Origin of the sequence: Peribacillus aracenensis (genome assembly GCF_025175645.1) — a bacterium.
GTDB lineage: Bacteria > Bacillota > Bacilli > Bacillales > DSM-1321 > Peribacillus > Peribacillus aracenensis.
The window spans coordinates 15,747-41,647 of record NZ_JANZMJ010000013.1 but is presented as its reverse complement, the minus strand read 5'-3'; the positions used below and the strand labels follow the sequence as shown (position 1 = coordinate 41,647).

19 protein-coding genes, 2 pseudogenes and 1 riboswitch are annotated in these 25,901 nt (G+C 40.5%); of the genes and pseudogenes, 3 read left to right on the top strand and 18 right to left on the bottom strand.

From position 1 onward, the window contains the following. Nucleotides 1-19 precede the first annotated feature (19 nt). Both N0M92_RS14365 and trhA read right to left on the bottom strand, forming a co-directional pair. Nucleotides 20-505 carry a YusW family protein gene (locus N0M92_RS14365; protein ID WP_260286401.1) on the bottom strand — a complete coding sequence of 162 codons (486 nt, stop codon included), beginning with the start codon at nucleotides 503-505 and terminating at the stop codon, nucleotides 20-22. Nucleotides 506-601: 96 nt separating this feature from the next. Beyond that, complete coding sequence (gene trhA / locus N0M92_RS14360) at nucleotides 602-1,246, bottom strand: PAQR family membrane homeostasis protein TrhA (protein WP_260286400.1); 645 nt, start codon at nucleotides 1,244-1,246, stop codon at nucleotides 602-604. Nucleotides 1,247-1,404: 158 nt separating this feature from the next. On the opposite strand from trhA, the gene N0M92_RS14355 reads away from it, so the two are divergent. After that, on the top strand, nucleotides 1,405-1,992 hold the full coding sequence (locus tag N0M92_RS14355) for a DUF2087 domain-containing protein (protein WP_260286399.1): 588 nt from the start codon (nucleotides 1,405-1,407) through the stop codon (nucleotides 1,990-1,992). Nucleotides 1,993-2,055: 63 nt separating this feature from the next. On the opposite strand, the gene N0M92_RS14350 is transcribed toward N0M92_RS14355, so the two are convergent. The 5 genes and pseudogenes from N0M92_RS14350 to N0M92_RS14330 all read right to left on the bottom strand — a co-directional run bounded on the left by N0M92_RS14350 (nucleotide 2,056) and on the right by N0M92_RS14330 (nucleotide 6,764). Further along, nucleotides 2,056-2,655, bottom strand: a complete 600-nt coding sequence (locus tag N0M92_RS14350) for a cell wall hydrolase (RefSeq protein WP_228467434.1) — start codon at nucleotides 2,653-2,655, stop codon at nucleotides 2,056-2,058. A 107-nt stretch (nucleotides 2,656-2,762) separates the two neighbouring features. Then, nucleotides 2,763-3,338, bottom strand: a complete 576-nt coding sequence (locus N0M92_RS14345; protein WP_260286398.1) for a GNAT family N-acetyltransferase — start codon at nucleotides 3,336-3,338, stop codon at nucleotides 2,763-2,765. 39 nt (nucleotides 3,339-3,377) lie between these two features. Continuing rightward, a complete protein-coding gene (locus tag N0M92_RS14340; RefSeq protein WP_260286397.1) occupies nucleotides 3,378-3,782 on the bottom strand; it encodes a secondary thiamine-phosphate synthase enzyme YjbQ in 405 nt (134 codons plus the stop codon). A 1,165-nt stretch (nucleotides 3,783-4,947) separates the two neighbouring features. Next, nucleotides 4,948-5,895 (bottom strand): annotated as a pseudogene (locus tag N0M92_RS14335) (beta-propeller fold lactonase family protein); the annotation flags it as partial. Between the two features lie 542 nt (nucleotides 5,896-6,437). Next, on the bottom strand, nucleotides 6,438-6,764 hold the full coding sequence (locus tag N0M92_RS14330; RefSeq protein WP_260286396.1) for an S-Ena type endospore appendage: 327 nt from the start codon (nucleotides 6,762-6,764) through the stop codon (nucleotides 6,438-6,440). Nucleotides 6,765-7,227: 463 nt separating this feature from the next. Here N0M92_RS14330 and N0M92_RS14325 point away from each other — a divergent pair, with 463 nt between their 5' ends. Both N0M92_RS14325 and N0M92_RS29595 read left to right on the top strand, forming a co-directional pair. Then, the gene (locus tag N0M92_RS14325; RefSeq protein WP_260286395.1) at nucleotides 7,228-7,665 is read left to right on the top strand and encodes a DUF3992 domain-containing protein; all 438 of its coding nucleotides are present in this window, start codon (nucleotides 7,228-7,230) and stop codon (nucleotides 7,663-7,665) included. Nucleotides 7,666-7,793: 128 nt separating this feature from the next. Next, a pseudogene (locus tag N0M92_RS29595) lies at nucleotides 7,794-7,971 on the top strand (IS5/IS1182 family transposase); the annotation flags it as partial. A gap of 161 nt (nucleotides 7,972-8,132) precedes the next feature. On the opposite strand, the gene N0M92_RS14320 reads toward N0M92_RS29595, so the two are convergent. The 11 genes from N0M92_RS14320 to ku form a co-directional block, all read right to left on the bottom strand. Next, entirely contained in the window at nucleotides 8,133-10,025 is a 1,893-nt protein-coding gene (locus tag N0M92_RS14320; protein WP_260286394.1) for a PTS fructose transporter subunit IIABC, read from the bottom strand. Between the two features lie 4 nt (nucleotides 10,026-10,029). Beyond that, nucleotides 10,030-10,950: a 1-phosphofructokinase gene (gene pfkB, locus N0M92_RS14315; protein ID WP_260286393.1), complete on the bottom strand. Its 921-nt coding sequence runs from the start codon at nucleotides 10,948-10,950 to the stop codon at nucleotides 10,030-10,032. After that, nucleotides 10,950-11,702, bottom strand: coding sequence for a DeoR/GlpR family DNA-binding transcription regulator (locus N0M92_RS14310; protein ID WP_260286392.1), 753 nt, complete (start codon nucleotides 11,700-11,702; stop codon nucleotides 10,950-10,952). Before N0M92_RS14310 ends, pfkB begins: the two co-directional genes overlap by 1 nt. Nucleotides 11,703-11,933: 231 nt before the next feature. Next, on the bottom strand, nucleotides 11,934-13,202 hold the full coding sequence (odhB, locus tag N0M92_RS14305; RefSeq protein ID WP_260286391.1) for a 2-oxoglutarate dehydrogenase complex dihydrolipoyllysine-residue succinyltransferase: 1,269 nt from the start codon (nucleotides 13,200-13,202) through the stop codon (nucleotides 11,934-11,936). Between the two features lies 1 nt (nucleotide 13,203). Then, on the bottom strand, nucleotides 13,204-16,056 hold the full coding sequence (locus N0M92_RS14300) for a 2-oxoglutarate dehydrogenase E1 component (protein WP_260286390.1): 2,853 nt from the start codon (nucleotides 16,054-16,056) through the stop codon (nucleotides 13,204-13,206). A 376-nt stretch (nucleotides 16,057-16,432) separates the two neighbouring features. Beyond that, nucleotides 16,433-17,203, bottom strand: coding sequence for a dioxygenase family protein (locus tag N0M92_RS14295; RefSeq protein ID WP_260286389.1), 771 nt, complete (start codon nucleotides 17,201-17,203; stop codon nucleotides 16,433-16,435). A gap of 75 nt (nucleotides 17,204-17,278) precedes the next feature. Then, complete coding sequence (locus tag N0M92_RS14290) at nucleotides 17,279-18,046, bottom strand: polysaccharide deacetylase family protein (protein WP_260286388.1); 768 nt, start codon at nucleotides 18,044-18,046, stop codon at nucleotides 17,279-17,281. A gap of 103 nt (nucleotides 18,047-18,149) precedes the next feature. Then, nucleotides 18,150-21,599 (bottom strand): methionine synthase, encoded by a 3,450-nt coding sequence (metH, locus tag N0M92_RS14285; protein ID WP_260286387.1) that lies wholly within the window; start codon nucleotides 21,597-21,599, stop codon nucleotides 18,150-18,152. Next, nucleotides 21,592-23,439, bottom strand: a complete 1,848-nt coding sequence (locus N0M92_RS14280; RefSeq protein ID WP_260286482.1) for a bifunctional homocysteine S-methyltransferase/methylenetetrahydrofolate reductase — start codon at nucleotides 23,437-23,439, stop codon at nucleotides 21,592-21,594. Before N0M92_RS14280 ends, metH begins: the two co-directional genes overlap by 8 nt. A gap of 104 nt (nucleotides 23,440-23,543) precedes the next feature. Further along, nucleotides 23,544-23,642: riboswitch (SAM riboswitch) on the bottom strand. Between the two features lie 111 nt (nucleotides 23,643-23,753). Then, a complete protein-coding gene (locus N0M92_RS14275; protein WP_260286386.1) occupies nucleotides 23,754-24,404 on the bottom strand; it encodes an MOSC domain-containing protein in 651 nt (216 codons plus the stop codon). A 506-nt stretch (nucleotides 24,405-24,910) separates the two neighbouring features. Further along, nucleotides 24,911-25,753 (bottom strand): non-homologous end joining protein Ku, encoded by an 843-nt coding sequence (gene ku, locus N0M92_RS14270; RefSeq protein WP_260286385.1) that lies wholly within the window; start codon nucleotides 25,751-25,753, stop codon nucleotides 24,911-24,913. Nucleotides 25,754-25,901 lie beyond the last annotated feature (148 nt).

Below are 25,901 nucleotides of genomic sequence, written 5' to 3'. Positions count from 1 at the left end.
GTATAAGTAACGGATTTAGTTACTTATTATTCACTTTATATTCTTTTTTCGTACCATCTTCGAAAACGACCTCTAAATCAAATTCTTGATAGTCATCCTTCAGATTAAAAGCTTTTGTCACTTCTTGAATGACTTCCTCCTCTGATGAATCTTTGGTGAATGTCAATTTTTCCAGAATCGGGGTCAATTCTTTCATTGCTTCATCACCGTAAACTTCATGTTTGTTAAGTTTGTCCTCGATCGAAGCTTCTGTTTGAGCACCCATTGTATCATATTCAGCTTCGTATTCGTTATCATTGCCTGTATAATCCACTTCCAATTGAAAATCCTTATAAGTGAATGGCAGTTTTTCATTATTATCCGTTCCTGTTTCAGGATTATTTTCAGCTTGATTTTCATTCTCCTGAACCGGCGGGTTTTTCACCTCATCGTTTTCTTCGCCGCATCCAGCCAAAACAAGCATAGCGGCAAACAGCACTGATAATGTTTTGATTGATCTTCTCATTAGTTTTTTCTCCTTTAGTCTTATACCTTATCTATTTCCTAATAAAGGTCAATTAAAACTTCAGAATCCCTCACATACATCAAATCTGCCAAATGATCATAGTGGAAGGACATAAAACAATACCGCAAAAAAGTGTGTGACAGATCCCCCCAGCACGAATACATGCCAAACCGCGTGATGAAACGGAAAACCGCGCCAAACATAAAATATGGCGCCAAACGTATAAAGCAACCCACCTGCAATCAGTAACTGGATACCAGCTGAAGGCATCGTTGCTGTAAGTGGTCCCCAAACGATAACGATCATCCACCCCATTGCAATATAGAGAATCGTCGAAAGGAAGAGGAACCTTTTCACATAGAAGGCTTTAAAGACGACCCCAATTATGGCAACTCCCCAAATTATACCCAGCAGTGTCCAGCCCAGTGACCCTTGGATCACAAGAAGCATGATGGGCGTGTATGTTCCTGCAATGAATATATATATGGCTGAATGATCAAAGATTTCGAATATATCCTTTGTTTTGCCCTCAGGAAAACTATGCACTAATGTGGAAGAGACGTATAAAAGTAGCATGGAGACACCATAAATGACTGCAATGACTATATGCAAAGGCGATCCTGTTTGGGCTGAGAACATGATTAAAAACACAAGTGCTGCAATACTTAACAAAACGCCGACACCGTGGGTTATCGCATTGACCACTTCTTCTTTTTTTGTATAAACATGTGTATTGGCCATGTTACAGCTCCTTAGTTCCGAATTAATTTTTTAGTATCCAACCAAAGTATACAACAGATCTTCCAAGCAATATAGAAAAGTGAATATTAACTTGATTATAACCCATTAATTAGATTATTATCTAATTAGATGATAATCTAATTAATGGAGGGGTAAAAGTGCAATTAGAAAAATTGGTCGCATTCCATAAAACGATTGGTGATGTAACAAGGATTAGAATTATATCCATCCTGGCAAATGGTCCAAAACACGGACAAGCACTTGCCGGAATATTAAAATTGACGGCACCGACCATCTCGCACCATTTAACTAAATTGAAGGACATTAATTTAGTGAAGGATCGAAGGGAAAAAAATACGGTATATTATTTTTTGAATGAAGATGTCCTGAAGCATTATTCGTCAGCATTACCTAAACTCGTTTCATCTAAGGGGGATTCCAATAAAATGGATAATCAAAAGCTGAATTTAGAACACAAAAAGATCCTTGAAAACTTTTTGATGCCAGATGGTAGGCTAAAAACCATACCTGCACAAAGAAAAAAGAAAATGATCGTTCTTCATCATATAGCCAGCCTTTTGGAAAAGGGACGTAAATATCCAGAAAAAGAATTGAATGAATTCATCCAGTCTTTCCATGAGGATTATGCAACAATAAGGCGTGAACTCATTATCGGAAGCATCATGTACCGTGAAAACAGCATTTATGAATTGAACCCCCGCGAGATGTGGGCTGATATCGTTTAACGGAAGGTTTCAAAAATTAAAAAACCGGCCTCCCATTTGGAAAGCCGGTTCTTGAGATGTAGTTTATATGGCAAAATGATGGCCGCCGATAATTTTTATTACCTGTAATTGCTTCATCCATTCACTGTCTGAAATACTAGGATTCCAAAAATACAAGGCATCATTTGTATAGCCATGAATCGCCAATGCTTCATTTACAGCTTTCTTGGCATCATCTCCTGCTGGTTTATTTATACTGCCGTCACCAACAGGCGAGAATTGGTTTTTTTGATAAATCACTTCCCGTACCGTATCAGGAAATTCATCGCTATCAAGGCGATTCAAAACGACTCCTGCCACCTCGACCTTACCTCTGTATGGCTCCCCTTTAGCTTCTGCATGCACAAGCCTTGCTAATAATTCTTTATCTTTTTCATTCATTACATGTGGAATAATTAATGTTTTACCTGGCTCGGCAACATTATTTACATTATTATTGACTTCTTTTAACTTTCCGATAGGAACACCGTACTGCTTCGCAATATCCCATATCGATTCACCTTGTTTAATGACATGTTTGGTTGCTCCATCAGAAGCTTTACTGGTCGTTCCCTTAGGAAAAGCTATCCCAAGTATGATGACACTTAGAGTCATTATCACGGTTATTATAACTGATAATTTCATCCTGTAACCTCCTCGTTAAGCATCTTCCAAGGATAACAGACCATATGGGAGAAAACAGTGCTAAGTTTTTTCCAAGGAAATGAAGGAAAAATTTTCACGGGGGTCTATTAACTTCGAAATTTTAATGATTCCCATTCTTCCCGTAGCATTCCCATTCTGATTGAATCATAATAATAACCATCAAGATAACGGCATTTCCTCATCCTTCCCTCTACTTGCATACCTACCTTTTCTCCTACTGCGATCATGCGTTCATTACCTGACCATGTCGTCAGACCCACCCGCTCAATCTCCATTTTTTCGAATAAATAGCCTATGAATAACCTTAACGCTTCAGTTCCATAACCTCCATTCCAATACTTGGGCTCAAATATCGTAATTCCGATTTCAAGCCAACGTGAAGCTTCATGTTCCCAGTAATATACAACAGATCCTATTATTTGATCGTTCTTTTCCATTAATAGCTCAGAGTAAGCCCCCACTTTTTCATCATAGGTTCTATATTTCGTTTCTTTATCGATATACGTTTGGAAATCAATGAGTTCAAGAGGATGATAAGGTGCATCCCACTTTTTCCATTCTGGATCTGCTTCTCCATATTTCAGGCTCCATAAACGTTTTAAATCGGTTTGTTTAACATTCCTCAATATTACTTTACTTCCTTCAATCCAAACATCGTCCAATCCGCTTCCTCCCAATTCAACCTTGCCGTACTTTCCATTTTACCTGTCGACACATAATTTAATAAAATATTGCCTTTCTCTTGGACCATCGAATTCACAAAAATATACACCTTGCCAGGTACCAAGGATCAAACTCCCTTTATGGATGATCACCTGCTGTGAAGAACCAACCGCACTTGATTTCAAATGGGCTGCCGTGTTTCCTTCCATATGTAAATCCAATGCATGATTCCATGGGTATTGCTCATCCAGTCTTCTTAACATATCCTTTTTGACATCGGGATCAGCATTTTCATTAATCGTAATCCCTGCTGTCGTATGTGGACAATATATAAGAGCTACTCCCTCTTGAATCCCATTTTCCTTGATGAACGCCTGTACTTCTGTCGTGACATCAATCATATCATCCCTCTTCGTCGTTTTTAAGGTATTTTTCTTCAGCATATACCTTCACTCCTTTTGTTTGTTCGTTTTTATATTCCTTTACCCATAAACATAAAGGTTCATGCTTTAATAAACCAGTCGATATTAAGATTAACAAACCTTTTTATAATTATCTTGTTTTCATATTGGATCTATAAGGAATGAGGGATGATTTTAAGTCAACATTTCCAATTAGCCACTCCTGCATATAAAGTGGACCGATTGATGAAGTAGTTCACGGAAATTCCATTTAAAAGACAAACCTGCAGCATTAAGGGAGAGTATGGTTTGATTCCAGATCGATTAATTGAGGGCTGCGCGAAAAGTCACATCCAGCTCTTGTAGTTGAAAATCAGATAGGCTATTGGCTTCTAGCCACATTTAATAATTGATCATATATCTTTTAAAGTGACGCAAGGTTTCCTGAAGCGAACAGTATTTTTTTATCACCCTTTCGGCAACCGGATTGGAGTTTTGGATTGGATATAAGAAAAGCGTACCCGCTGTAATTAGAGGCGCTTTCAGACTGAAGACAAACTTGATTAAAATCGAGAGTATTCGAGTTTTCTTATGTTTTTTTATTTATTTCTTTTAAGTGGTCTGGTAATGGGGTCAATGGAAAGTATTTTTTTACTGATATTTTTGGTAAGGCAGGTAAACTTATTCCAACACTTTTTGCAATACTTTCAATTTATTTGATACGGGATCATTTTAAAGAACTGGATTTTGGAATGATGGTGTTTTTAAGTATTGTTTCTTTTACAGGTTTGCAATCTTTTTTGCTGTTTAGAGATGTTAAAAGGTGATTTTAAAATTTTCTTCTTAAACGAACTGCGGCGTTCGTATCAAATTTAGAGGACTCTACTAAGAATAGGGATAATAAGCTGTTTGAACAACTTAAGGCGTTTCAAAAAGAAAATGAGGAGCTTCACAAGGAAATGAAGCAAATGAATGAGTAACTAGAACAAATTGCCGAAACAGAAAAAGGCTTTTTTGAAAGTGAACACAATGAAGCATATAAGCTCTTTTTCTATGCCCAAATAAAAAAGGAGAATGACCAATCCTGCATAGATTGTCATCCCCTAATTATACATTCACCGTAAAAACCATTCCCGTCCTAGTCACCAGTGTTTTTCTTGGAATCTTATATTCTACCGAGGTCATTATTCTCTTATATCTGTAGCAATTATTCGCAGATTGTTCCGCTTGCTATACCAGTTGGAGCTTCCCCAGCGGCAACAGTATCAATTACTATATTCGTTGTCGTATCAATGACCGATACCGTATCATCACCTTGATTTGTGACATAAGCACGGGTCCCATCAGGCAAAATGGCTACTTGATCAGGTGATTGTCCCACGGCAATGGTATTAATTACCGTATTCGTTGTCGTATCTATAACCGACACCGTGTTACTTCCTTTATTTACAATATAAACACGGGTCCCATCCGGTGTGATGTCTGTTCCCACAGGAGCGATCCCTACGTTAATGGTATCGATCACCGTGTTCGACGCCGTATCAATGACCGATACCGTGTTATCACCTTGATTTGTGACATAAGCTCTTGTCCCATCCGGCAATATGACGATCGATCTAGGGCGGTCCCCTACGTTAATGGTATCAATCACCGTGTTCGACGCCGTATCAATGACCGATACCGTATCGTCCAATTCATTTGCTACGTAAGCAATGGTTCCATCTGGCGTAAAAGCGATTCCTTGAGGGCCGTCCCCGACGGTAATCGTAGCAATCACCGTATTCGTTGCCGTATCTATAACCGACACCGTGTCAACCATCGGTGAGACAAATCCATGATTTGACACATAAGCAGTTGACCCATCCGGCGTGATCGCTACACCAAGTGGTCCCTCTCCCACATTAATGGTTGCAATCACCGTATCTGACACGGTATCAATAACCGATACCGTGTCAGAAAAGAAATTTGGTACGTAAGCTCGCGTCCCATCCGGTGTAACGGCTATTTCAAGAGGAGCATCTCCCACGTTAATAGTAGCAGTAACCGTATTTGTCCCCGTATCAATGACGGATACTGTATCATTTTGACCACTAACTGGTTGACCAGCATTTGTAACGTAAACAAGAAAACGGCAAGAAGGAATAGGTGGAGTTGGCACGTGGGAAAGATTGCGAAAGAGAGTAATGCAGTAAGTTCCACTGTCACCCTCAGCTGCGGTAATCGTAAACGAAGTCGGATTGTTAACGGATTGAGTATCCGTATTCCCTGGGTCAGCATTTAAATCAATAGCAGGGGTTGCTGTTCCTGCTGCCGTTACAGTACCGGAACTGGAAGCGGAGTTGAAAATCTGAAACGTTCCCGAAACATAACTACCAGTCAACGCACTCCATACTACTTCGGCAGCTAATGGTCCGGTAAAATTCCCGCAAAATTCCTCTTGGATAATTTGACGGGGAGGGCAACAAGCCCGATTACATCTTTTAGAATTAACCATTTTATATCTCCTTTCTTATTTTATGGTTCCCCCCCATCCTATAATCGTATATCCCGTTAAACCCCCATAAAGTAGGAGAAAAAAGATCCTTGACTATAAAGGAGGAAAAACTGGAAGAATAATCGTATCCTCCTTTTCTGTGAAACGGCTACAATCAGGAGAAGATAAAGACACGGAGTCTGGAATATAAGATAGGCTTACCTTTACGCTAACACACGCTTGTACAACGTGATACAGTATGTCCCGCTGTCACCCGCAGCTGCGGTAATCGTAAAGGAAGTCGGATTGTTAACAGATTGAGTATCCGTATTCCCTGGAGTAGCAGATAAGGCTATTAGTGGAATTGCGTTCCCTGCCGCAGTAACAATACCTGTACTGGAATTGGCGTTGAAAAGTTGAAAAGTTCCAGCTATATAACTACCAGCCGGCGCACTCCATACTACTTCGGCAGCTAATGGTCCGGCAAAATTCCCGCAAAATTCCTCTTTAAAAATTTCTGCAGAAGGACAACAACTATTTGAATTGCACATGTAACACTCTCCTATTCTTTAAATGGTAGTATCTGGTTAATTTCTTGTAAAATAAAAAGCTAAAACCTTGTATCAAGTTATCTTTAAATGTGCCGTAGAGGTTAGATACAATATTTGCCTAGTTTATATAATTAACTATTTTTCACATTGATAGTATATACACCCCCACACATTAGGGCTGTATGTTTGTCTATTCCAAATAAAATATGCTTTTTCATTAACTTTCATAAAAGAATGGAACACCTTTTTTAATTCTAGACTGAATTTTTGTCTGCTGTTATGTCATATATGAAAAGCCTAGACCTACTATAAAAAGCACTTGGCCCAATCAATGTACATTACTTTACATAAAATATAATAAAAAAAAGCTGGATTTTTTAATATAATGAGTACGGTCGGCCTTTAAGATAGCTTTTTCAACCAAACATAAAGTGTTTAAACAAGAAAGGAAGGATAAGTAAAGATGAATTACTCATACTCTGAATGGACAAAGAAGGATTGTCCATCTTCCCTGCCTCCTAAAGGTTGCCCATCCTTGTTTCCTCCAAAACCCCCTGCCCCTAAGCCTGAATTGTTCCTAACAACCAATGAATTTTGCGGCAATTTTAATCTCCCATGTGGTTCTTCAAACTTTACAGTATGGAATACGGAAGAAGTTTCTCCATCAGGTACGGTAAGTGTATTTTATTCAGATGGATGTTCAGGAAATCTCACCGTTTCTGTTACTGATTCATCTGGGTTTACTGATACATTTGATATCCCTCCTCTCAATACTATCTCCCGAACATACAGTGATCTGGTTATGGTTAGATTGACGTGTCCATCTGGAACTGGAAATGGTATATGTTCAGGAAAATATTGTATTACTATTAGTTATCCGATAGATATCCTGACAGAATGACTTTTCGAGGTCCTACCACATGCCCATCAAGTTAACAACGACGGATACTAATAGTTGGACTGTTTCTACAATTGAGTTGGTTTTAATTATTAGATATAGTGAAACATCTATCATAGGGAAACACTTACCATCAAGGACACATTCAAGAAGAAATAAATCAAGATCTCAAAAACAGTGTAAAGAAGCCCTTTCCACCAGATAAGTTTATCTAGGAAGAAAACTAGGAGATTAAGGAAAGTTCAACTGTTCCTGAGAGCAGCTACTATGTGCAAGAGAACAAATCAGTTTGCCTATACGTTTCATGCGCAACAGTAGGTACGCATGATAGTCATCTTAGATCCTCTATTTATAACTGCTTCCATCCAATAAAATTGAAAAAGGTTACGGAATGATGCCATTCCGTAACCTTTTTGTCTATAAACTGAAAGCGGCCCCTCTGTATTTAGATCCGCTTTCTTTCCGTTTTTTTATATCTGTTTCTTTTTCGAGAATCCCAATAGTAAGGCGGTGATGAGGGATCCTATTAATATGGCCAACAAATAGAAAAATGGGTGATTGACAAGTGGGATGACAAATATTCCACCATGTGGTGCAGGGAGAGTCACGTTAAAAGCCATTGACAGTGCTCCCGCTGTCGCTGCACCGACAACACTGCTGACGATAACACGCAATGGATCCGCTGCCGCAAAAGGGATCGCTCCTTCTGTAATGAACGAAGCACCCATGAAATAATTAGTGAATCCTGATTTCCTTTCCATTTCAGTGAATTTGCTTTTAAAGAATGTAGTGGCCAAGGCAATCCCTAGAGGAGGAACCATTCCACCAGCCATTACAGCAGCATGCGGTCCGAAACTCTGAGCTTCAATGGCGGCTAGCCCAAATGTGAAAGCAGCCTTGTTTAGGGGGCCACCCATATCTACAGCCATCATCCCCCCTAGAATCAAGCCAAGGAATATTGCGTTCGTACCAGATAAACCTTGCAACCAATTGGTCAAGCCCATGTTTATTGCGGTTACTGGTTCATTTATGAGAAATAACATGATAAACCCTGTAATTAACATACCGAATACAGGATAGAGTAAAACCGGTTTAATGCCATCGAGTGTTTGCGGTAATCTGGAAAACAATTTTCTTAAAAATAAGACGACATAACCTGCAAGGAAACCGGCGATCAGTCCGCCAAGAAAACCGGCATTAGCCTGTGCTGCCAATAATCCCCCTACCATACCAGGAGCAAAACCCGGACGGTCGGCAATACTTGAAGCAATGAATCCAGCCAGGACAGGGACAAGTAAGAAGAAGGCACCATTTCCCCCACCAATATCACTTAATGCTTTGGCAATGGGATTATAATCCGGATTTGCCGGATCGGCTGCCTCGATTCCAAAAAAGAAAGAAAGCGCAATCAAGATTCCGCCTCCGACGACAAATGGAAGCATATTACTTACGCCATTCATTAAGTGCTTGTAAATCCCCAATCCTCCTTTTGCTGAATCCCCTTCATCACTTTTATCGTTTCCTGTTCCGTTGTAAATAGGGGCGTCCTGATTCAAGGCTCTGGTTAACAGCTCCTCGGTCTTCCGGATTCCATGCGCCACTGGGACAATAATGACATGTTTCCCGTTAAAACGATTCATTTCCACCTGCTTATCAGCTGCAACGATAATCGCATCCGCCTCATCAATTTCTGCAGCGGTTAAACCATTTTTGATTCCTGTGGAACCATTTGTTTCGACTTTGAAATCGATTCCCATTTCCTTAGCTTTAGCCTTTAACGCATCGGCAGCCATATAAGTATGGGCAATTCCTGTAGGACAAGCTGTAACGGCTAGGATTTTACCCCCTTTATTTTTACCGCTTGCAGCCTTACTTGATTGCTGCTCTTCCATTTCTTCTTCATCGGCTTCCATTTCTTTTTGATTGATTATCTCCAACACTTCCTCACCAGAAGCAGCAGAAATCAATCGGGCTCTGAATTTATCATCCATCAGTAATGAAGAAAGCCGGGAAAGGGTTTCCAAGTGATCTGCATTCGCTCCTTCACTTGCTGCAATCATAAAGAACAAATGAGCCGGCTGCCCATCAAGCGATTCATAATCCACACCACTGACAGATTTGCCGAAGCAGATGGCAGGTACCCTTACAGCACTTGTTTTTGCGTGTGGTATGGCTATCCCTTCACCAATCCCTGTTGTGCTTTGCTCTTCACGTTTTAAGATGGCAGCTTTGAAACCCTCCACATCGTTTAACCTGTCTGCCTCGGCTAGCTTTCCTGATAGTTCGTCAATGACTGCTTGCTTTGTAACGCTTTGCAGATTGATGATGATTGTATCCAATTTTAACAAGTCTGTAATTTTCATAGAGTCAGCCTCCTGTTAGATGATTGATGGAAATTTGCGGTAATAACTCTTCAATTTTATCCAATGTACCAAGATCGGATGAAAAGGCTGTAGCACTTCCTGCTGCAAGACTGAAGCGGAATGCAGATAGAATATCCCCTGTACGTTCATATGTCCCAATGAAACCTGCGACCATGGAATCACCGGCACCCACTGAATTGATGACGTTCCCTTTTGGAACATTTGCGGAATATGACTCTCTGCCGGAGCATAGCACGGCCCCTTGTCCCGCCATTGATACAATAACGTTTTGTGCTCCTGCTTCAACCAATTTAGCGCCATATTCCCTAGCATCATCAACCGTTCTTATTTCGGTTGAAAAAAGCTCACCCAGTTCATGATGATTGGGCTTTATTAAAAATGGCCGGTGTGGAAGGACATCCAGTAATTCCTTACCACTCGTATCCACCACCACTTTAATGCCGTTATGGGAACAAGACCTTGCCATGGCTTCGTATACATCAGAAGGAACGCTTGGAGGGATGCTTCCTGACAAAATGAGGATATCATTATTATTCAACTGTTCGATCTGACTAATTAATTGTTGATAATTCCCTTTTGAAATGATTGGCCCTTGACTATTTATTTCAGTCTCCAGCCCTGTTTTCAATTTAACGTTTATTCTTGTATCTCCAGCTATTTCTGTAAAGTCCGTGAAAATTTCTTCTTGTCTTAAAAACCTTTTTACAAATTCACCAGTTTGTCCACCGATGAATCCTAACGCTGTCGTACTATTTCCGAGCCTTTTTAGCACTCTGGAAACATTGATCCCCTTCCCTCCTGGGAATTTTACATCATAACTGGTTCGATTCACCTTGCCCATTTGAAAACTCTCCACCTCGACCAGGTAATCGATGGATGGGTTTAGTGTCACTGTATAAATCATTAAATGGTCACGACCTTTATTTTTGGATTTTTATGGAGTTGGGCAATTGCCTCTTCATCATTGCTGTCAGTAAGGATTATGGCATCGCTTACATCTGCCACCTTAGCGAAAGTAGCTTCATTCAGTTTTGAACTGTCAGCAAGCACGTAGGACTCGTTAGAGAGGCGTAATGCCATCTTCTTCAGTAGAGCTTCTTCCGGGTCGGGTGTTGTGAAACCCAGATCTTGATGGATTCCGTTCATTCCCAAGAAACATTTATCAAAACGGTATTCATTCAGAAACTGTACAGCATTACTTCCAATAACAGCATTTGTCGAAAATTTTATCGTCCCGCCCACTAACACTGTTTTGATTTCCAATTCTATGAGTTTTGGTATATGCATAAGGCCATTCGTCAGCACCGTTATATTTTTATCCTTTAAATAAGGAATCATTTCCGCAGTTGTCGTGCCTGCATCAAGATATATACAATCATTTTTCTCTATGAATGAAACCGCCAGCTTTGCTATAAGTTGTTTTTCAGCTCTTGCTTTGTATTGCTTTTCCATAGTTGTTGGTTCAAGGCCTTTTCTCTGAAGTAAAGAAGCCCCACCATGCACGCGTTTCAAGTGCTTCATTTCTTCAAGTTGCACTAAATCTCTCCGAATGGTCGACTCCGAGGCTTGTAACTGATCTACAAGCTCTTGCAGCTTTACCGTTCCTTGTTCTTTAAGGATCGATAAAATGATCTGGTGCCTTTCAGTTGTCAACAATTCGCCCACCTCACTTTAATATCATCATCATATATGAAAATGAAGCAATAATCAATCAAAAACGTTTAAAAGTAACCAAATTCATTCAAGATTACCTCCAAAAACATTCATATAGTTAGAGATGACCTTTCTTCAATACCATCATCTTCTTTTCTATGAAAATATCCTTTCCGTTCTTCACGCAAAAAAACCCCCCATGTCATGATGACATGGGGGTTCGTATTTATTTTATTAGCCTTGAAGTAAAAGTTGTTCTGGATCTTCCAGCATATCTTTGATGGCTACTAAGAAACCAACAGCTTCTTTTCCATCAACGATACGGTGATCATAAGATAATGCAAGGTACATCATCGGTCTGTTTTCGATTTGATCTCCAACAGCGATTGGACGAGTCTTGATTGTATGCATGCCCAAGATCCCAACTTGAGGGGCATTCAAGATTGGTGTAGATAATAGGGAACCGAAAGTCCCACCGTTTGTGATAGTAAAAGTACCACCTGATAAATCTGAAAGTCCGAGTTTGTTGTTACGCGCTTTAACAGCTAAATCCGAAATGTTCTTCTCGATTTCAGCAAAGCTTTTGCGGTCAGCATCCCTTACTACCGGAACGACAAGACCTTCATCAGTGGATACAGCAACACCGATATCATAAAAGTTCTTTTTCAGGATATGGTCGCCTTGGATTTCAGCATTCAATAATGGATATTTTTTCAATGCGCCAATGACCGCTTTAGTGAAGAATGACATGAAACCAAGTTTAACATCATTTGTTTTCACGAAAGAATCCTTATGGCGGCTACGCAATTCCATGACTGCAGAAAGATCGACTTCGTTAAAAGTAGTAAGCATGGCTGCTTCGGATTGTACTTGAACTAGACGTTTGGCAATGGTTTGACGACGGCGTGTCATCTTAACCACTTCAATGCGGTTATCATTCACTTCAACAGGAGCTGCTGCCTTTTTAGCTGCAGGGGCTTGTTTAGGAGCTGCTGCTGGTGCTGCAGGTGCATTGCTTGCTGCTTCTACGTCTTGTACACGTACGCGACCCAGTGGATCGGCTACAGGCACTTGAGTCAAGTCAATTCCTTTTTCGCGAGCCAATTTCCTTGCAGCTGGCGATGCAATAACTTGTTGAGTGGATGATGCTTCTTTTGCTTCTGCTTTAGGAGCTTCTTGAGCAGGAGCCGCTTGTTCAGCCTTAGCTGGTTCTGCTTTAGCTTCTTCAACCTTAGGAGCTTCCTCTTTTGGAGCTGCTGCAGCTGATCCATTTTCATCAACGATGGCGATAGCCTGTCCAACTTGGACAGTATCGCCTTCTTCTGCTAAATGTTCCGAAAGTGTACCAGTATAATCTGAAATGATTTCTACGTTCACTTTATCCGTTTCAAGTTCAAGGACATATTCTCCTTTTTCAACGTGATCACCGGGTTGTTTTAACCATTGCGCAATAGATCCTTCAGAAATTGATTCTGCTAATTCAGGTACTTTTACTTCAGCCATTTTATTTCTCCCCCTCATTATTGCGTGTAATTGCTTGAGTCATAATCCGTTGTTGTTCATTTTTATGGACAAGTGGATCTCCCTCAGCCGGGCTTGATCTGCGCTTCCTTCCTATATATGTTACTGAAAGATTGCCAGGAGCCGCAGCATTTAGGCGAGGTTCAACAAATGTCCAAGCACCCATGTTTTTAGGTTCTTCTTGAGCCCAGAAGATTTCTTTAAGATTTGTATATTTTTTCAGGGCTTCTTGAACTCCAGTGAATGGGAATGGATAAATTTCTTCGATACTGATGATTTGCAACCAATCTGTATTTTTTTCAGTTGCCGCTTTTTCACGAAGTTCAACCGCCAATTTACCTGATGCAAAAACAATGCGTTCAACCGATTTAGGTTTTTTGCCCAAAGCTTTGGTTTCTACGAATGATTCAAAAGAGCCTTCACTGAATTCTTCTGCTGTAGAAGCCATCACTTGATTACGAAGCATACTCTTCGGTGTCATGATGACAAGCGGACGTACTTGCTCTTGATCCAAAATCTTCGCTTGTCTTCTAAGGATATGGAAGTATTGAGCTGCCGAACTTAAGTTGGCAACTGTCCAGTTGTTTTCAGCCGCTAATTGAAGGAAACGCTCCAGGCGGGCACTTGAGTGCTCTGGTCCTTGTCCTTCATAACCGTGTGGAAGCAGCATGACAAGACCTGATTTTTGACCCCATTTTGCACGGCCTGCCGCGATGAATTGGTCAAAGATCACTTGTGCTGTATTAGCGAAGTCACCGAATTGTCCTTCCCATAATACAAGTGTCTCAGGTGCAAATACATTATAACCATATTCATAAGCCAGAACTGCCGTTTCAGTAAGCGGGCTGTTATGAACAGCGAATGATGCTTTGGCAGTTTCCAGTGTGTGAAGCGGTGAATATGTTTTTCCGTTAACACTATCATGTAACATGATATTGCGTTGTGCGAATGTTCCGCGCTCTGAATCTTGTCCTGTCAAACGAATTGGAGTGCCGTCACTTAATATGGATGCGAATGCCAATGTCTCAGCATGAGCCCAATCAATTTTTCCGTCAGCACCAAAGGAATCCAAGCGACGTGATAAGATCTTTCCTAACTTTTTATTAGGAGTGAATCCTTCCGGCCACTTAACAAGTTCTTCGTTAATTGTAACAAGTTCTTGTTTAGGAACTGACGTATCAATGGCTGGAAGTCCTTTTTCAATAATCCCAGGAGGATTACATTCTTTAGAAGCTTCCGGTTTATTTCCGGAAATTTTCGCATATGCATCTGCAAGCCTTGTATCCACTTGCTCAGCAATCGCTTTAACTTCAGCTTCAGTGAACTCACCGGATTGAATCAGTTTTTTTCCATAAAGCTCTTTAACGGTTTGGTGCTTATGAATTAATGCATACATTTCAGGTTGAGTCACCAATGGCTCATCCATTTCGTTATGGCCGAAACGTCTGTAACCGATCAGGTCGATCAAGAAATCCTTGTTGTATTTTTCACGATATAGGTTAGCAAGGTTCACAGCAGCCATACATGCTTCCGGATCATCTGCATTCACATGCACGATAGGCACTTCAAAGCCTTTGGCCAAATCACTAGCATATAGGGTAGAACGTGAATCTTCACTTTCCGTTGTAAAACCGATCATGTTATTGGCGATGATATGGATGGCGCCGCCAACTTGATAACCGCGTAAACGGCTTAAGTTAAACGTTTCAGGTACAATTCCTTCACCTGGGAATGCTGCATCACCATGAATCAGGATTGCAAGAGATTTGGAAATGTCTTGAACCGGGAATCCTTTTTCTGAACGGTCTTCTTGTGCCGCACGAGAATACCCTTCCACGATTGGACCGACTACTTCCAAGTGACTTGGGTTATTGGCAAGTGTAATCCTTGCTTTTTGTATATTTGATTTAGTTATCTGTTTATCCAGACCTAAATGGTATTTAACATCACCGGTCCATCCATTGTTAATGCCTGTTGAACCTTCGGAAGGAACCAAATCTTTATTCGGTGAATGTTGGAATTCAGAGAAGATGACCTCATATGGCTTTCCTAATACATGTGCTAGAACATTCAAACGTCCTCGGTGAGCCATGGCAATATTCACATTCCCAGTACCGCTTTGAACAGTTTGTGAAATCATTTCATCTAAAATCGGAACCAAAGCATCCAGTCCTTCAATAGAGAAACGTTTTTGCCCTACATATGTGCGGTGTAGGAATTTCTCGAAACCTTCGACTTCATTCAATCGTTTAAGTAATAGTTCCCTTTTCTCTTTAGTCACTTCCGGGAACATGTTTCCGGATTCGACCATATCAGTAAGCCATTGCTTTTCATCCAAGTCATTAACATGGTGAAATTCAAAGGCTATCGTTTTTGTATAGAGTTGTTTTAGGTATTGTACGGCTTCGTATCCGTCTTTCACGTCTTCAGGTGATTCCGGGCAAATAAAGTCAGCCGGTATTTTCCTTAAATCATCTGCAGTCAAGCCATATTTTTCAAAGTGAATTTGTTCAGTGTCCAGAGCTTCTTCTTTTAAAGGATAAATATTTGCAGCAAGATGTCCGTATGCACGGATATTTTCAGCTAACTTTACTGCAGACATAATTTTCTTCATCGGAAGAACTTCTCCAGCTTGTACAGTTGGTGCACTTCCAGTCGTTGTTTCTGCCGATACATCGAATGAAGGAGGACCTGCTACTTCAAAAAAGTTTTTCAGTTCCGGATCCACTTCTTCCGGGTTGGCTAGAAATAGATCGTATTGCTCCATGACATACCCAAGGTTTGGACCTGAAAAAGCTTTCCAGTGGTCTAATACCTTAGAATCATTGATGGTCATTTTGTAAACCCCCAAATTTTTCTCATAATTTTTTTCATTACGTTTTATCCATCCCCAAATTTCTTTCTTCTAAATTTTCCCCAAATATATGATATATATAAGATATACAATAAATAACTTTGGTCATTGAATAATAAAATTTTAAAGGATAAAACGTTTTCAGATGTTATATTAACATGTTTTTGTCGAAATATCCAAAGGTTAAACTACTTTATGCAACCTTTTTGCAACTATATTTCTGTTTAATTCGTCAAAATACGCTTTTAATTGACTTTTTTGCTCATTTAAGTCTTTTTTTCGCTAAAAAAAGATTTTTGTATTTTTGTATAATGATTATTTTTCAGGTAAATTTAACTAGTCTGAAAGCCCTTTCAGCTCAATCAAACTTCCAAGCTGATAAACTCAGATTGCCATATTGAAAGCTCCTATGCAGTAGAGTTGCCTTTTTTTTGTCATCCCCTGACCCCATTGCGATGACCAATGGAATGAAATGCTCTTTGGAGGGCACAGCCTCTGTACTGTATGGGGCGATTTTTTCATACTCAAACAAGGTTTGCAAATCCCAATTCATGATTTTTTCTTCGACCCAGTTCTCAAACTCGATTGCCCACCCTTCTGCAACATGCATATCCTCCTGTATTTGGGAGAAATTATGGACAATTCCACCACTCCCGATAATAAGGACATTACTTTCCTTTAATTCCCTCAATGTTTTCCCAATTTCATACTGCTTGTCCAATGGCAGTTCAGGACTAATGGACATAGATACGGTCGGGATGTCAGCTTCGGGATACATGATATGCAAAAGCCCCCATGATCCATGATCCAGGGGGCGCCTTTCATCAAGTTCCCCCAATACACCTATCCTGGACAATAAGGTTAAAATTCGATCTGACAGCTCAAGGCATCCCCTGGCTGGATAAGTAATCTGAAATATTTCTTCAGGATACCCTGCAAAATCATAAATGACTTCATGCTTCCCTACTGCTGAAATCATTTGATCTTCACTTTCCCAATGTGCTGACAAAATTACGATGGCAGCAGGTTTCTTCATAGTTTGCATATAATCCTTCAAAAAAGAAGTGTATCCATTCTTTTCCAAAGCTAATAGCGGTGTTCCATGTGATAAAAACAATGATGGCATCATAGAAACGATAAATCCTTTCGCATTGTAATCTCAATACCCTATACCTTAATTTACTATAGATAAACATTGTGTTCATCAATTAAATTGCAATTTCGGGGTTGTCTCATCAATAGTATCGAAGGTATACCCTTCTTTTTTTAGAAATTCAATTATATCAGGCAATGCTTTCACTGTATTCTTCATACTATTGATATCATGCAATAAGATATTAACATGCTTTTGATTTTTCGTCCCTTTTTGTACGGCAGTAATGATTTGTTGTTCACTTATTGACGGACTGAAGCCATCTGTCGAGTCAATGGACCAATCAAAGTAAATATACCCTTTTTCCTTTAGTTGTTGAAGGATTCCATTGATGATGGGCTTCGTTGCAGCCTGATGCCGCAGACGATTATTCGAGCCGCCAGGAAGGCGCACTATACGGCTTTTTATCCCATACTCCTTTTGCAGCATGGTTTCAAGCCTATTCAAATCTTGAAAGAAACTCTCAGTCGATCGATAAACGATGGAATAATCATGTGTATAAGAATGAAGGGCAATCGCATGACCCCGGGAAACCATTTCCTGATAACTTTCCTTTGCGTATGGTTCTTCATTCCCTTTAACGAAAAATGTGGCCTTAACATGATAGCCGTCCAAAATATCCAATATCTTCATGGTATTCAAAGATGGTCCGTCATCGAATGTCAAATAAGCGATTTTCTGATTTTCCTTACTTTTCAGGAGCGGTGTGATCTCTTCGGGAACCATTGCAGGTACTTGAATGTTCTGGACATCCACAGCCAACAAAATAATAATGAAGGAACCCGCCATGGAAAGAAATAATTTCAGGATATAATTCATAGGTGTTGCATCCCCTTCCTTTTGACCATTAAGATGTACCAATTAAGGGGTTTCATGCACTAAAAGGCAGCGGTAAAAAATACCGCTGCCTTTATTTAATGAGTTATCGATCGACATTGAAGTAACGGGCTTCAGGATGTGCAAAAACAATGGCTGACACGGAAGCCTCTGGTTCCATCATGAATCCTTCAGTCAATTCCACGCCAATATCCTGAGGTTGTAACAGGCGGAATAGCTTCTCCTGGTCTTCCAGATTAGGACAAGCAGGATAACCAAATGAAAACCTTTGCCCGGTGTACTTAGCGGCAAACCGCTCTTTCATGGACATTTCAATCGGATCGCTTATACCTAAATCATCCCGCATTAATTGATGAATTCTTTCTGCGAAACCTTCAGCTGTTTCGAGAGCAAGTGATTGAAGGGCGTGATTTTTCAAGAAATCGCCTTCAAGCTTTAGTTTTTCTGCCCATTTTCTAATCCCTTTTCCGGCAGTGACCAGGAAGAAACCAACATAATCCATTTGCCCGGAGGAGATTGGTTTCGCGAAGTCCGCTAAACAAAGATGCGGATTCGTATCTTGCCGGGGGAAGTCGAAAGTTTCCAAAACCTCGTTATGGTTCTCCGGGTTGTATACCAATAGCTTATCTCCTTCGCTTTGAGCAGGGAAAAATTGATAAACTGCATTCAAACCGTAATCCGGTTCCGTCTTAAGAAATTCAATCAATTCATCAACGAGTTCATTGAGTTGCACTGCTTTTTCATTCCCTTGCTTAAGCAATTCGGACACTTTACCTTTTAACCCCAAATGATGTCCAATCAGCATTTGCCTATTAATATACGGCTGGATGACATCCAATGGATAGTTTTTCAGGACGTGACGCTTGATGTCATGCGGGATTTGAACAGGAGCATCGCTTAAAGGGGCAGCTGTAGACTGCTTCCGAACAGGTTTTTCCATCGTGGCAGCAATGGCGGCATTCGCTTTCGCTCTTTCCCGTTTCTCGACTAACTCTTCCAAGTACACCACTTTTTTGTCAGAGTCATGTAAAATATTCGTTACAGCCAAACCATCCATCGCATCTTTGGAATATAAAACCGGTCCTTCATATTCAGGTGATATTTTAAAATCGGTGAATTTACGGGATAATGCTGCCCCTCCCACTAAAATTGGGGTGTCTATTCCCGCTTGCCTTAAATCCTGTGCTGTTAAAACCATTTGCTGTGCAGATTTGACAAGTAACCCTGATAGGCCAATGATGGTTGGCTCATGTTTTCGAACCTCTTCTATGATTTGTTGCGGTGCGACCTTTATTCCCAAATCAATGACTTCATAGCCATTATTGGATAGGATGATATCCACTAGGTTTTTCCCGATATCATGCACATCTCCCTTGACGGTCGCTAAAAGGATTTTCCCTTTCTTAGCACTATCTTCAGAGTTTTCCATTAGTGGTTCAAGGTGAGATACAGCCGCCTTCATCGCTTCAGCACTCTGAAGCACCTCTGCGACAATAAGTTGGTTGTCATTAAACAATCTCCCCACCTCACTCATGCCATCCATCAATGGTCCATTGATGATTTCCAATGGGGTGTCACCGCGCTCAATCGCTTCATTTAAATCCTCAACCAATCCTTCTTTCGTTCCCTCGATAATATAGTTACCTAAACGTTCATCCAATGGCAGGATCACACCATTATCCTTCTTCTCCGCTTTTTTCCCGCGATAAAACTCGGTAAAAATCGCTAAAGTTTCAGTTGAAGTCTCAAATAGCAGTGCCTCAGCCAATTTCACTTCCTCTTCCGGTATCAGAGCGAAACGTTCAAGTTTTTCTGTATTCACGATAGCATAATCGAGACCCGCCTTTGTACAATGGTAGAGGAAAACTGCATTTAATATTTCTCTTCCCCTCGCTGGCAGACCGAATGAAACGTTAGAAATGCCAAGTATCGTTAGGCATTCCGGAAACTTTTCTTTAATCGCCTTTATTCCATTCACCGTTTCCAATGCAGATCCAATATATTGTTCATCCCCTGTACCTACAGGAAATACAAGCGGATCAAAAATGATGTCACTTTTGTTCAGACCGTACTTATTAACGAGCAAATTCACAGACCGTGTAGCCACTTCCAATTTCCGTTCAGCATCAACTGCCATCCCAGTTTCATCGATGGTTCCTACGACAACGGCAGCACCATATTGATGGACTAATGGCACTATTTTTTCAAAGCGCTCTTCACCATCTTCAAGGTTTATGGAATTAATGATCGATTTTCCTTGTGAATGTTTTAATGCTTGTTCAAGCACGGCTTCATCCGTAGTATCGATGACCAATGGGACTTTCACTTTTTTGACGACCTCTTCCACAAATTCCTTCATATCGCCAAGCTCATCCCCATCTGGATCAGCAAGACAGATATCAATGACATGGGCCCCTTTTTTTACCTGGGATCGTGCAATTTCGGCAGCTGGCTCATAATGCTTTCCGCGTATCAGTTCCTTGAATTTTCGGGAACCGATAACATTCGTTCTTTCACCTACGAATAAAGGCCGCATTGAATCATCATAAATTAGCGGCTCTATGCCCGATACGGCATGACCATGGGCTGTTTCCGTAATTGTACGGGGTTTCATGCCTTCGAGGACCCTGGAAAGTTCTTTAATATGTTCTGGTGTCGTACCACAACATCCGCCAATGATATTGATCCATCCCTTTTCGGCAAATTGCTTCATTTTCTCTGCCAGTGAAGTAGGTGACTCATGATAGTGGCCTTCTTCATCAGGGAGCCCGGCATTCGGATAACAGCTAATGGCGCTATTTGATATATCTGCAAGTGTCCTGATATGGTCTATCATGAATTCCGGCCCTGTTGCACAATTAAGGCCGACCGCAACGGGCTTCATATGTTCAACCGATAAATAAAAAGCTTCTATGGACTGGCCAGCAAGTGTAGTGCCCATCGGCTCGATTGTCCCTGATATGATGACAGGCACATCTTTTCCTGTTTTAGCGAATGCTGCTTTGATTCCGGAAAAGGCAGCCTTGACATTAAGCATATCCTGACAGGTTTCCACCAATAACAAGTCTACCCCGCCATCCAAGAGACCGAGTGCCTGTTCTGCATAGGAATCGGTTAAAATATCAAAAGTCGTTCCTCCCGTTACGGAAAGCGTTTTTGTAGTTGGACCCATCGAGCCAGCTACATACCTTGGCCATTCATCATTGGAGTACTTTTCACAAGCTTTAACGGCAAGCTCAGCTGAAATCTTATTTAGCTTGTAAGCGATAGTGCTTATTTGGTATTCCTCCAGTACGATGCTGGTCGCTCCGAAGGTATTTGTTTCAATGATGTCTGCACCCGCTGCTAAATATTTTTCATGAATGGATTGGATGATTTCCGGTTGCGTCAATGATAAATATTCATTGCAGCCCTCGAATTGTTCCCCTCCAAAATCCCCTGCCGTCAAATTCTCCGCTTGAAGCATGGTTCCCATCGCCCCGTCAAGAAGGAGTATTTTAGAATTTAACTGATCTTGAATCGCTTTTTTATTCATGTACTGCCACCTCTGATGTATGTTTACTATCGACTTTTCTAATATATTTCGTAAGTTCCGCCGTCATTTCATAGCGAAGGAACGGAGTGATTAAATATATGCCCTTGAATTTTTCCCTTGCCGCATCCACTAGCTCTCGCGCGATATTCACTCCTTCAATCCTCGACTTTACAGGGTCATCCCCCGCTAACGCCATGACTCTTCTAACATTATCAGGCAATTTGATGCCTGGGATTTCATTATGGATGAATTCGGCGTTCCTGGTGCTTGTCAAGGGCATGATACCGATGAAGATCGGGGTTTCTAAATGTTTTGTGGCTTCATATACTTCTTCGATCTGCTCCACGGAATAGATTGGCTGTGTCAAGAAGGATTGGGCACCGCAGGCAATCTTCTTTTCCATTCTCAGTACCGCTTTATCCAGATATTTCACATTGGGATTAAATGCTGCAGCAATTTTGAAATTCGCCCGTTGGCCCAAACTTTGACCCGAATAGGAAAGACCTTCATTAAATTGTTTGACCATACTTATTAGGTCAAAGGAAGATAAATCATAAACCGAAGTGGCGCCCGGGAAGTCCCCAATTTTTGAAGGGTCTCCGGTGATGATCAATATTTCGTTCAGACCCACCGTCTGCAGACCCATTAAATGTGACTGCAGTCCGATCAAATTTCGATCACGGCATGTTATATGCACCATCGGCTCTATATTCAATTGGTTTTTCAGTAAATTAGCCAGTGCATCATTCGATATCCTTGGTGAGGCAAGCGAATTATCCGCTAATGTAATGGAATCGACCCCTGCTTTTTTCAAAACCTCGGCACCAGTCATGAAGCTCTCTATACCTAACTTTTTCGGAGGATCAAGTTCAACTAGAATCGTCCTTTCTGTTTTGGCCTTTTCGAACAGGGGACGTTCCAATTCTCTATCATTCACTTCAATTATTTCTATTTCACGGGATTTCGTAAATTTCTCTTTCACAGGAGCCAAACTTCCAATCGCATTCTTTACAGCTTGAATATGCAGCGGAGTCGTTCCACAGCACCCTCCTATGATTGCGGCACCCTGCTCACGAAGTTCTAGGGCACTTGAACCGAAGTATTCAGGCACAGCTTTATAGACGAGCCTTCCATCCACATAATCCGGGAGGCTGGCATTTGGGTATATGGCAATTGATGCTTGCTTTGGCAAACTCACTTCTTCCAAGGCCCGAATCATATGATGTGGACCGAGACGGCAATTCACCCCAACAACATCGGCACCCAGTTGCTCAAGTTTTTGAAAAGCTTCATTTAAATGGATTCCATTTTGAAGATTTCCCAGTTCATGCATCGAAACATTTGCTATGATCGGCAGTCCAGTTTCATATTTAACGATTTGCAGGACGGTTTCCAGTTCTTCCAGGTCATAAAATGTTTCCAAGAGAATCCCATCAGGGTCTTCCATCAAAAGACTGTATAGCTGTTCACGAAAACCCCGTTTTATCTCTTCCATGCTTAAATCCGATTTCCTGATGCTCCGCTGTGCCCCTATGGTACCGAAGACGTATGCCTTTCCTTTTGCCGCTTTTTTAGCAAGAATGACTCCCTGGCGATTGATTCTGCTTACTTCATCTTCAATTCCATACCGTTTCAATTTGTTGAAATTGGCTCCGTATGTATTCGATTGAAGGATATCTGCACCGGCTTCCAGATAGGCACGGTGGATGGACTCTATTTGATCTGGGTTCGTACAGTTTAATTCCTCATAACATTGATCGATGCCATTCGAATACAATAAGGTCCCCATTGCCCCTTCCCCAACCAGTATTCTTTCTTTCACGTCTTTACGAAAATTCATCATTACACCCTCTCTCAAAAACAATCCTGTTTTTGTCGTATTCTATGAGTATGAGAGAAAAGGAAAAAAAACCTTCTCAAAGAAGAAGGTTTTTTGAAACATTCTCCTCATCTATCAAGCTCTGCTTGCTGGATTTAGCACCTTTGCCTAAGCTGGTTGCTGAGGTTTCTTCGGGCCAGTCCCTCCACCTCTCTCGATAAGATCCATTTATATAATTTTCATAAGATTTCAAAATTTGATTATATTTAATTTACATTAATAATCTGTCAATTTCAATACCTGATCGACATTTTTTTCACTTTTGCAAAAATCATTCAACCTTTTGCAGCTTGAACCCTCTTCAAAATCCTTTGTTTCCAGTCTTCCGCTAACGAGTCTAGTGTAAGTAAAGCCTTTGCTCCTTCCAGCCCATCTCGTTTATGAAGGAGTACCTCTGCTGCATAATGAACTGAAATTTTTTCCTGCAAACGATCTATCAGCACAATATCGTTTTGTTTATTTATCGTTCCTTCTTGAAGTACTCTTGCAAAATAACCAGTGAAACTCGTTTTCAGCACGAGTTCCAAAAACTTAGGTTCTTGATTGAAATGGGAAATGGTCGAACAAGGTATCCTCCCCTGGTTAATTTGAACAATCACTTCGCCTATTTGATAAATATCGCCAATATATGTTGTTTCTTCCCTCATCCCCGCTACGGTTAAATTTTCACCGAATGCAGGGATTTCCAGTTTTTTAGAGAATTTTTCATTCCATATTGAATAATGCTCAAAGGGGTAAAAGCACAAAACGCGATCAGGACCTCCATGGAACTTTACATTACCAACCCCATCACCAATTATACCTGATTTAGTCACTGTCACATTATCCTGTTCTTGTTTATCCATTGCTGAATAGATTTCGATATTTGAAAAAATTTCTTGTTTCGGCTTCCCGGCATGAAGTGCTTTGATTTTTCCATTTTCCATTTTGCATCTTCCATTCATATTTAATTTATATCATCCTGTATGTATAAATTATACTAAAAGTCCATTTTATTCTGTAGTATTTTATAAGAATATGAAAATGCAAAAGCCTCATGAGCTGTTAAATGGGGGAAATATCATTGATTTCCAGAAAAATTCATAGGTTTGTTTCAGTAATTTTGTTGCTATTTCAGAATTAAATATGGTAGAATATGAACACAATATATAGTCGAAAACTACAACCGTTCGCCTATATGTTGATTTTCACGATTGAATTCCTCATTGTCGCTCTTTAGGGAGCGAATTTTTTTGCCTTCATTTCCAGCCACCATTTTATTTTAATTCCATTCTGGTTCTTACATCGTGATCCACTTACATATTTGCACTTTCCTTACTATGTAAATCTCCCCCCTATTAATTCACTTTCCTTACCATTTAGAAAGCAAATTACCTTGCTAAAACAAGCAGAAAGCCGAGCGACATCATGTGTCTTCCGCTCAGCTTCCTGTTTAAGCTTGTTTCTTTTTTTTCGGTGCCACTTTCTTTCGGGTCGTCTTTTTCATTTCCGTTTCATCATGTTTCGTACGGTCAATGGATGCCTGTAATGCCTCCATTAAATCGGTTACATTGTTGGAAATTGGTTCTTTTGTTTTGGCTGGAATCGTCGTCTGTCCTGCTTTCTTTGATTCAATCAATTCAAGTAACGCGGTTCGATAGTCATCGGTGTATTTTGTCGGATCGAAAGTAGTCGTTAATTGATCTATCAATAATACAGCAGTATCGATTTCTTTTTTTACAATGGTATCGGTGGCAGGAATATTCGGAACATCCGCTGTGGGGCGAACTTCATCCGGATAATGAATCGTTTCCATCACTAAGGTATTATCAACGACTCGGATTACCGCCATTTGTTCTTTAGAGCGAATGATAATTTTCGCTAACCCTACCTTATTCGATTCCTTAAGGGCCTGTCTCAAAAGGGAATAAGCTTTTATCCCTCCGTCATTAGGAGACATGTAATAACTCCGGTTAAAATAAATGGGATCTATTTCTTCAATTTTAACAAAATCCACGATTTCCACGGCTTTTTCTTCGTTTTGTTTTTTCAGTTGTTCTAGTTCATTGTCTTCCAATACAACAAACTTTCCCTTTGTATACTCAAAAGCGCGGACTATATCATCCTTCCCCACTTCTTTCTGGCATACCGGGCAAACCTTTTCGTATTTAATCGGTGAATGACATTCCTTATGCAACGTCCTCAAAGAAATATCCTTATCCTCCGTTGCAGCATGAAGTTTGATCGGAATGTTCACCAAACCGAATGATATGCTCCCCTTCCACATCGTATGCATATTCGTCACCTCATAACTTATTTTTAAAGAGAAGAACAATTTTATTATTCCCCTTTGTTCAAAAAAAACCGAAAAAACAATTGCCAACTCTAACACTTCGTTTTTTTGGCAAAATAATGTTAATCAATTATTTGCGGAGGTAAATACA